Here is a 9,250-nt window from a genome sequence, read left to right as displayed (position 1 = left end):
ATTATGTTGAAATATATGTGACTGAAAAATCAAGCAAAGAAACCACAAAGGAGACATTGCGATGGGTTCATATATTTATAAGTAATGCGAAACGAAATTTATTAGGTAATTACCACAAAATCAAAGGCAAATATCTTCAATTATACTTAAATGAATTTGTATACAAGCTAAATAGGCGATATTTTGGAGAACGATTATTCGATAGGGTGATTATAGCTGCTATAACAGGAAATTAGGTATAAAAACGGATATTCAAAAAAATTATCAAAAAATTTTCTATTATTTTCTAATTCTAATGAACTTACAATAGGAGGCTGAGACGAACACCCGTTACCTCCTAAAATTCCTTTAAATAAAATTCCATGGACGGCATCTCGTTTCACTTGTTTAATTGCCTCATTCATAGTAGAAGCATAGGAATAAACTTTCACTAAATTAGATCCCTGAGAACCTACCCCCATACATACCATTTCATATTCATACGAAACCTGGCTTGTAGAGCAAGATTGGAATGCCATTGAAAGCATTACCAATCCTGATATAATTGTCATTTTTTTCATTATACATTTACTTTTTTAGAATGATATTTTAGCTCCTACTCCTATACCTAACTGGCTTAGCTGTTTATTAAAATATTCACCATCATAGAGTGTAACGGTTTTACCATAACCGCTGATACCGTACTCTATCCCTTCCCCAAAATAATAGTTATAGTCTGCTTGTGCAAATAATTGGAAGTTTGGAGAGAACTGTATACCGAAACGTCCAATAGCTTCACCATATAACACTTTAAAATCAAGCTTTTGATTATTCTCAGATTCAGTTGCAAATAAACGACCTGCTCCTACGCCTGCCCCCACAACTAAGTTACGAGCAAAATAAAATTCTTTCATTACTCCAAATCCCGCTCTAAAAAGTGTATGAGCATCTTTCTCACTTCCTTTTATTTCATTTCCATCAAAGGTAAATTTAGAGTAAATGTAGTTGATCCCTTTTTTCCCTTTACTATCTTCTCCAACTGGTAAATCTCCTTTTAAATAAACAAAAAAACTTGGAATTAATTTTGTTCTATAATCTAACATCATTCCAATACCCGATAGAGACGCATAAGGAGAAACACTAAATCCTAATTCTCCTTTTTTTACAAGCGTCATCCCCTCTTTTACACTTCCTCCTAAAAATTTATAAAACTTAGTCATATCAGTAGTACTACCTGTTGCTACTGAGCGATTATCCGCTATATAATTTCCTACTCTTACTACCGCCTTGCGCCGAGCCACTTCATGACCTTCTCGATTCAGTACTAACTCCATTACATCATAACGATCATCAGTCTTTACTCCTTCTTTTCGACCTATTTTAACTCTAATAGGGGAAGTTTGCATTACCGCTGTTCGAACTTTGAAATCATTAACTTTGTTAGATAATTCATACTCCATCTTACTAAAGATTTTTCCTGCAGTAGTTGCATAATTTTCATTCCCACCATCATCTTTAGAAATAGAAATTTTTTTTTCATGCTCCAATACAAAGGTTAATGGGAACGCTGCCATTTCTATTCCATTAGGTTTATTAAAATAATTCTCATAAAAATCAGTTCTTACTCCATCATTGAAATCTAATTTATATATATAGGTTTTCACCCCTACCCTATTATTTTTTGTCATTTCACTTAGAACAATATCTCCTAAACTGGTTTTGCCTCTATAAATATAGTACACCTGTATATAAGATCGATCAATTAACTTTTCCCCTAAATTATTGAGAGTTGAATTTCTATAGCTAGCTTCGTCTCTTAGAACATCAGCATCTGTAGCCGCATATTTTCCACGATTTTCTAACACTTTTAAGGAATAGCCTTCTTGTTCATTTATAAATTCTGGAAACCAATTTTGCATTATTTGATTTCCTACTTTCCAATTTCTTAATATTTCATCCACTTGCTCTCTATTTGAAGCATTAGCCTCGGCAAATGTTTGTTTTAAGGAATTTACATCAAATTGCTCAGAACCCATATATTGTAAATATTTTACAATTTGATTGGCTTCATTGCTTCCATCTGTAAAATAAAGTGTGCTTATAGATGGTCGCAAATACTCCCTAGATAATTCATTCCCTTTTTTAACAGTCAAATTATCAACCTCCTGTTGTGCTAATGTTGTAACTGGAAATACGGTTGCAACTGCAATACATAATGTTAATAAATTTTTCTTCATAATGTTTACTTTTTTATAATATTCAATAATTTATTGATTTTTTATATTTTCTACTAATTTATCTATTTCTAAAACAAATACTTTATACTGTTTAATAATCTGGTCAGCCATTATACCTTTTCGATCGCCTTTAAGACATGCTCTTATATATCTATCTGAAAACCCAAATATTTCGGCTGTTTTTTTAACTACTATTATATTGTAGTTGTTTCTTTTTTTCATACTTTTGGGAATTGTCGTTCTAGTTCCTTTATACGGCACAAATATAAACCAAGTTTATATTAAAAACAAATAAAATATAAACTTTTTTAATATTATTTTATTTAGTATGCAAACAGAAGAGTTATGGAGAGTTAAGAAAATGATTAAATGGCTCATTTTTTCTGATTATGGTGATAGCGAAAAAGAAATAGCAGAAATAATGGGATACAAAAAATCTTCATTTTCACAGATTTTAAATGGAAGAGTTCCATTGTCTGATAAATTTATTAACAACCTATCAAATATTGATAAAAATATAAATAAAGTTTGGATTAAAACTGGAAAAGGCAAAATGTTTAAACAAGATGAAAACGACTTTACACAAAAGTTTTCATCATCAGAAGCACCAAGTAACAATACCGAAATTAACCTTTTACGTAAACAAGTCGCGATTCTGGAGGAGAATAGACTGTTAAGACAAGAAATTGACAGCCTCAAAGAGTATATAGAAAAACAAAAATATCATTAAAGAAAAAAGAGACTGCTTTTGCAATCTCTTTTATTATAAAATATTGAAGTAAAATTAAACTTTTTCTACTTGCATATAACTTAATTCTAACGGTGATTTTCTTCCGAAGATCAATACCATTACTTCTAATTTCTTTTTATCTTCATTAATCTTTTCAATCGTCCCATTAAATCCATTGAAAGGACCATCAATAACTTTTACACTCTCACCAACAGTAAATGGAATTTCGATATCGGATGCAAATTCGGATAATTCATCCATTCTTCCTAGCATACGATTGACCTCAGATTTTCTCATTGGCACAGGATCACCACCTTTTGTAAGGCTTAAGAATGAAATAACTCCTGGAATATTTTTGATAACATGAGGCACCTCACCTGTTAAGTTAGCTTCTACCATGAGATAGCCTGGGTAATAAGGTTTCTCTTTTTGAACGCGCTTACCATTCCTCATCTGGATTATTTTTTCCATAGGAATCACGATTTGAGAAACAAAATCCCCCATATTCAGTCTTTGGATTTCATTCTCTATATAGGTCTTTACTTTATTTTCTTGACCACTAATCGCTTTCAGCACATACCATTTAAGATCACTCATTGGGAGAATTATTTTTATTGTATTAATTAAACAAGTTGATAAGTATACTAAAAGTATTATTGATTAATCTACTGAAAAAAGTATCTACACCAAATGTAAATATGGATAGTATAAGCGTAGAAATAGCTACAATCGCAGTAGAAGACTGTAAACTTGGCCATTTAGGCCACTCTACTTTATCTTTAAACTCAATATAAGAATCTTTTAAAAAACTTACTAAACTCATTTGATTAAATTTGCACGGGCACTAGGATTCGAACCCAGATCAACGGTTTTGGAGACCGGTATCCTACCATTGGACGATGCCCGTAGTTAATTAAAGCTCCCGAAGAATAGAATCCATACGGAAGCTTTAAGTTATAATTTATAGATCTTAGTCTAAGATTTCAGTAACCTGACCAGCACCTACAGTTCTACCACCTTCTCTGATCGCAAATCTAAGACCTACGTTAAGAGCAATTGGTTGAAGTAATTCTACAGTAATAGTTAAGTTATCACCTGGCATTACCATTTCTACACCTTCTGGTAAGAAGATCTCACCTGTAACGTCAGTTGTTCTTACATAGAACTGAGGACGGTATTTGTTATGGAACGGTGTGTGACGACCACCTTCTTCTTTAGAAAGGATATAAACCTCTGCTTTGAATTTTTTGTGTGGAGTTACAGAACCTTGCTTAGCGATAACCATACCTCTCTTGATATCAGTCTTTTCAATACCTCTAAGAAGTAATCCTACATTATCTCCAGCTTCACCTCTATCTAAGATTTTTCTAAACATTTCAACCCCAGTTACAGTAGATGTTAATTTTTCATCTCCCATACCTACGATATCTACTGGCTCACCACTGTTGATTACACCTGATTCAATTCTACCAGTTGCTACAGTACCTCTACCTGTAATAGAGAATACATCTTCAATTGGCATCAAGAATGGCTTATCCTGATCTCTTACTGGTTGCTCAATCCAAGTATCTACTGCATCCATTAAAGCATCAACAGTTTCTACCCATTTAGCTTCACCATTAAGTGCACCTAAAGCAGAACCTTGAATTACTGGAGAGTTATCACCATCGTATTCATAAGTAGAAAGAAGATCTCTAACCTCTAATTCTACAAGTTCTAATAATTCTGGGTCATCTACCATATCTACTTTGTTCATGAAAACAACAATTCTAGGTACATTTACCTGACGACATAATAAGATATGCTCTCTTGTTTGAGGCATAGGACCATCAGTAGCAGCTACTACTAAGATAGCACCATCCATCTGCGCAGCACCAGTTACCATGTTCTTTACATAGTCAGCGTGACCAGGACAGTCTACGTGAGCGTAGTGTCTGTTTTCAGTTTCATACTCAATGTGAGCAGTGTTGATAGTAATACCTCTTTCTTTTTCCTCTGGAGCAGAGTCAATAGAAGAGAAATCTTTTACTTGTGCAAGACCTTTGTCTGACAATACTTTAGAAATAGCGGCAGTCAAAGTAGTTTTACCGTGGTCAACGTGACCAATGGTACCAATGTTCAAATGCGGTTTGTTACGATTAAACGTTTCCTTTGCCATGATTTTAATTATTTAATTTACTAATATATTTAACCTTTTTCGGTCTGCAAATATAGTGATTTTTTTTATAACAAAAATATTTTTATCAAAATTTATCATTTTGATAGTGATTTTTTGCTAATTAGCACTTTTATATTCACGATATGAAAGAGGACTACAAAGATACAAATTTATTTCCATAAATCAAAAATACCATCCCATACCATCAGCTATAAAACCATATTCTAAACTAAAGATAAATAATCTCTGTTGCCAAAACTGTTTTACCCATAGATTCTAAAATCGTTTTATAATGTCCTATCTGAGTTTCGTTCTTTTTGACTTCGCCACCAGTTTTAAAATCTATAATATAATACCCCTCGCCTTTTCTTACAATTCTATCTGGACGATAGAACGCTCCATTATACAAAACATCCCTTTCATTAATTACCTCATCCACTTCTTCAAAGTATGGTGCATATTGAGGATGTTCTACCACCGCTTTTATCTGATGCTTTATTTGCTCGTAATCCGCTCTACTGATTTGTCCTTCGATTAAATAGGTGTTAAGCACTTTTTTAATATCATCTTTCGTTAAAATTTGAGACAGTATTTCGTGAATAAAAATCCCCTGCTTCACTTTTTCATTCTTATTTTGATAATGTTTTGAAGGGGTTGCAATTTTTATAGCCTCTTTATGTGGAGTTCTATCGCCAAAGGCAGCGATATGTTCCTTTTGTAAATCTTCTGAAGTATGATTTTCGGTCAATTGCTTTTTATATGAGCCTTCTACTTCTGGATATATATCAAAATGGTCTTCTGATGAACATTGTTGTACAAAATCTAAAAGTTCTAGTTTATTATGTTCTGGCTTACTAGGTTTTTGAAGGTAAAGAAACAATTGCTCTACGGGTCTAGTAGTCGCCACATATTGCACACAGAAACGGTCGATTTTATTTCGATAGATATTTTCCTCTGAAAATTGCTGCAAGGTTTCATCATAAGGAATCAATTCTTTTTTAAATTGGCTCAGATTCACCGACTTCAAGTCCTCATAATCTACCGAAAACCATTCTTGGAACATGCCATCTTTATGCGAGTTTTTCATCGGCAAGAATACAACGGGGTATTCCAGCCCTTTCGCTGAGTGTATGGTCATCATTTTAACGGCATCAATATTTTCAGAAGTTTGTATCGAGTGGTAACGAATTTCCTCATCCCAATAAGTGATGAAATCCTTAATGTTTCGTCCCCCATTTTGAGTAAAGGCATAAACTTCTTCTAAGAAATTTAAAAGATAATCGGTTTCCTTATCCTCTACGGAACAAACCTTCACCAAATGTTCTATCCTATTATATAAGTTAAAATTGAGCACATGCTCGGCACTAAATGGTATTCCAAATTGCGTGTCTAAAATTTTTAAAACTTCGGAATCCGAAGAATGCTCTAAAATCGAAAGGGTTTCTTCCGTAAAATTCTGAATTGTAATGCGTCCCAAATCATTCAAATGGTACAATAGTCTCACCAAATATTGTCGGTTATCGCGGTCGTTTTCCCAGCGTAAATAATCCATCACCGCTAAAAGGGTTTTGGATAAATCTAATGTCAATCCCTTTTCAGAAAGGGTTTTAAGGAAAACCATCTCGCCTTTATATTCTAATTGTTCTTTCCCCAACCTCAACGATAATTCTTGAATCTCAGATTTGGTACGACACAAAATACAGATATCCGAAAAGTTAAAGCCATTTGCTAGACATTCTTTAATATTCATCAGCATCTGCTCTGCTACACTATCAAAATAAACTGAGTTAGAACGGTCGTATTCAATTAAGTTTACTTTAACCCGACCTAATAAATTCGTCTTTTGAGGCGTTTGTCTTCCATGTTCAGCAAAAAGCGTATGATGCTCTGGCGATAAATCCTTCGCCATAAAAGCATACAACTGATTATTAAAATCCACAATATTCTTTGCACTTCGCCAATTGTACTCCAAATTTTCTATATTAATTTCTACTCCAAGTGGCTCTGTTTTATTGATAATATCCAGCATCTGTTCACTATCGCCCCCACGGAAACGATAGATGCTTTGCTTAGGGTCGCCCACCAGAGTAAAACTGTGATTTTCCGAATAAATCGCATGGTCTCTTAGCGGTAAAATATTTTCCCATTGCAATTTGGAAGTATCTTGAAATTCATCAAAAAAATAGTGATGAAATTTAGTTCCTATTTTTTCATATATAAAAGCCGATGGCTCTGTCCTTAGATTTTCTTTAATTAAAATATTAAACTTAGAGAGCAATACCAAATCATCTTCTGCTTCAATCAATGCCAATTGTTCGCTAATTTCTTTATTGATTTTTAAAGGCAATAGTTCCTTTAGCACTTTATCTCTTTTCTCAGACTCTATATAATAAGTGATTAGTTGCTGTCGGGCGTCCAATAATTGGGGTAAAATTTCCTCTACGGCTGCAATGATAGCACCATCTTTGGACGCGGTCCCTTTTTGGTAGCGTTCTAAAGCTTTTTCTTCATCAGCAGGGATGGGGAAACCATCTCTTAAGCCTTGATAATACATCAATACATCATTAAAAAATTTGCCCAGTCCAGACTGTCCACCTCCTTGAAAATCTTTAATCTCTAAGCCTTGAGTCTTTATTAATTCTAAAGTTTGTGCGACTAAGGCTTTACTTTCCGTTTTATATTGCTCGATTTCTTTTCTTAATTGAGTTTTCAACTGCTCATACGCTGCCCAGTCGAAGTTTTCATTTTTTTTGAGTTCTTCGTAGTGGACATCATTTACAAAAGTTTTAGCTCTACTGTATAGCGTTTCATTCACATTGATGCGTTCCTCCTGTTCCAAGTTATAAGTCACAAAATCCATAAACGCATCCGACACTTTTTGGTCTTCCCCAATTTTATCTAGCAATTGCTCTACTGCTTCTATCAAATAAGGTTCGTTATTGATTTCTAGATTAAAATTTTGCGCTAAACCCAATTCATAGGAAAAACTACGAACCAGCTTAGAATTAAATTTATCTATCGTACTGATATTGAGTACAGAATAATGATGTAAAATATAATCCAACACCTTTTTTGCCCTATGATGTAAATCCTCTAAACTCAAACGCGTACCTTGACTCGCTAAAAACTTCTGAATGGATTTTAATTCACCATTATTTTGATAGTCGTCTTTGGTAAAACTTTCAAGCCAAGAGAGAATACGCTCTTTCATTTCATTAGCGGCTTTGTTGGTAAAAGTCAATGCTAATATATGTTGGATTTCCTTATAGTTAGGCGTTTTAAGACAAATGGCAAGTACCCGCATAGCTAAGGTATAGGTTTTCCCCGACCCTGCCGAGGCACTGATGGCATTATAAGAATATTTCATAGGATAAAAAATAATAGTGCAATTTAAACAATATCTCTCTAAAATCTAAACTCATTCAATAAAAAAATCCTCAACAGATATTCTATTGAGGACTAATATACTAATGAAAAAATTAAACTATTAAAAAGACTTCCAATAATTTACATCATAAGTTTTGCTTAATGTTTTATAGCAAATATTCGAGGTAATTTTTGCACTGATTTTTAATATTCCTACATTTGGTGTAAAAGTAAATTGTGGTACTTTATCTTTAGAAGTTTTGGTACTGCCATCCACATAGAGGGCTGTCCATTCATAATTAAAATTACCATTATCACCCTGTGGAAAGAAACTCACCACGCCATCGTCTACTTTTACCTCTTTAAAATTAGCCACCTGCACATCACAATTCACTTGACTAGGATTTGTATTTCCTGCATTGTTATCGGCATACCCCCCAGATGCTAATACATCAATGTTCTTGCTACATTGAGAAATACCCATAGAAGATAGGTAAGTTACTGATACCACAGCACGACCGCCATTAGTCCCTCTAACCGTAACTGTATTTTTTCTTGTGTCCCCTTCTAGGTTAATCCCATTACCCGCATAAGTCCATAGGTGACAATCTGTACATTGTGCTAGTTCTGTATCCACAGAGTAATTAGCTGTTTCACCAATATTTAGCGTGCTTTTTCCATTAATTGTACATTGTGCATTAAATAATAAAGCACAAAATAAAGTCGATAATAGTGTCCACTTTTTCATTGTTTTAGTTTTTGATTAAACTACAAATTTAC

10 protein-coding genes and 1 tRNA gene are annotated in these 9,250 nt (G+C 33.6%); 2 read left to right on the top strand and 9 right to left on the bottom strand.

Translation table 11 applies throughout. The annotated features are described in order from the left end of the window. Window positions 1–236 (top strand): transposase (locus tag C237_RS14190; RefSeq protein WP_185095099.1); only part of this gene is annotated, 236 nt, incomplete at its 5' end. Here C237_RS14190 and C237_RS12865 read toward each other — a convergent pair. From C237_RS12865 to C237_RS0103895, 3 genes are read right to left on the bottom strand one after another with little or no spacing between them, the layout of a single operon-like run. Next, window positions 195–560, bottom strand: coding sequence for a hypothetical protein (locus C237_RS12865; protein WP_245539697.1), 366 nt, complete (start codon window positions 558–560; stop codon window positions 195–197). The genes C237_RS14190 and C237_RS12865 overlap by 42 nt on opposite strands. A gap of 15 nt (window positions 561–575) precedes the next feature. Continuing rightward, complete coding sequence (locus C237_RS0103900; protein ID WP_018675188.1) at window positions 576–2,216, bottom strand: hypothetical protein; 1,641 nt, start codon at window positions 2,214–2,216, stop codon at window positions 576–578. 30 nt (window positions 2,217–2,246) lie between these two features. After that, window positions 2,247–2,438, bottom strand: a complete 192-nt coding sequence (locus C237_RS0103895) for a hypothetical protein (protein WP_156809712.1) — start codon at window positions 2,436–2,438, stop codon at window positions 2,247–2,249. 106 nt (window positions 2,439–2,544) lie between these two features. Here C237_RS0103895 and C237_RS13885 point away from each other — a divergent pair, with 106 nt between their 5' ends. Next, complete coding sequence (locus C237_RS13885; protein ID WP_018675186.1) at window positions 2,545–2,946, top strand: hypothetical protein; 402 nt, start codon at window positions 2,545–2,547, stop codon at window positions 2,944–2,946. A gap of 54 nt (window positions 2,947–3,000) precedes the next feature. Here C237_RS13885 and nusG read toward each other — a convergent pair whose 3' ends face one another. The 6 genes from nusG to C237_RS0103860 all read right to left on the bottom strand — a co-directional run bounded on the left by nusG (window position 3,001) and on the right by C237_RS0103860 (window position 9,218). Continuing rightward, entirely contained in the window at window positions 3,001–3,543 is a 543-nt protein-coding gene (nusG, locus tag C237_RS0103885) for a transcription termination/antitermination protein NusG (protein WP_018675185.1), read from the bottom strand. A gap of 22 nt (window positions 3,544–3,565) precedes the next feature. Continuing rightward, on the bottom strand, window positions 3,566–3,769 hold the full coding sequence (gene secE, locus C237_RS0103880; RefSeq protein ID WP_018675184.1) for a preprotein translocase subunit SecE: 204 nt from the start codon (window positions 3,767–3,769) through the stop codon (window positions 3,566–3,568). Between the two features lie 13 nt (window positions 3,770–3,782). Beyond that, a tRNA-Trp gene (locus tag C237_RS0103875) sits at window positions 3,783–3,853 on the bottom strand. Between the two features lie 63 nt (window positions 3,854–3,916). Beyond that, window positions 3,917–5,104 carry an elongation factor Tu gene (gene tuf / locus C237_RS0103870; protein WP_018675183.1) on the bottom strand — a complete coding sequence of 396 codons (1,188 nt, stop codon included), beginning with the start codon at window positions 5,102–5,104 and terminating at the stop codon, window positions 3,917–3,919. Window positions 5,105–5,333: 229 nt separating this feature from the next. After that, the gene (locus C237_RS0103865; protein ID WP_018675182.1) at window positions 5,334–8,471 is read right to left on the bottom strand and encodes a UvrD-helicase domain-containing protein; all 3,138 of its coding nucleotides are present in this window, start codon (window positions 8,469–8,471) and stop codon (window positions 5,334–5,336) included. Between the two features lie 120 nt (window positions 8,472–8,591). Further along, the gene (locus C237_RS0103860; protein WP_018675181.1) at window positions 8,592–9,218 is read right to left on the bottom strand and encodes a hypothetical protein; all 627 of its coding nucleotides are present in this window, start codon (window positions 9,216–9,218) and stop codon (window positions 8,592–8,594) included. Between the last annotated feature and the right edge of the window lie 32 nt (window positions 9,219–9,250).

Origin of the sequence: Riemerella columbina DSM 16469 (assembly GCF_000374405.1) — a bacterium.
GTDB lineage: Bacteria > Bacteroidota > Bacteroidia > Flavobacteriales > Weeksellaceae > Riemerella > Riemerella columbina.
Note: the sequence above shows the minus strand (reverse complement) of the source record. Positions and strands in the feature narration are given on the sequence as shown.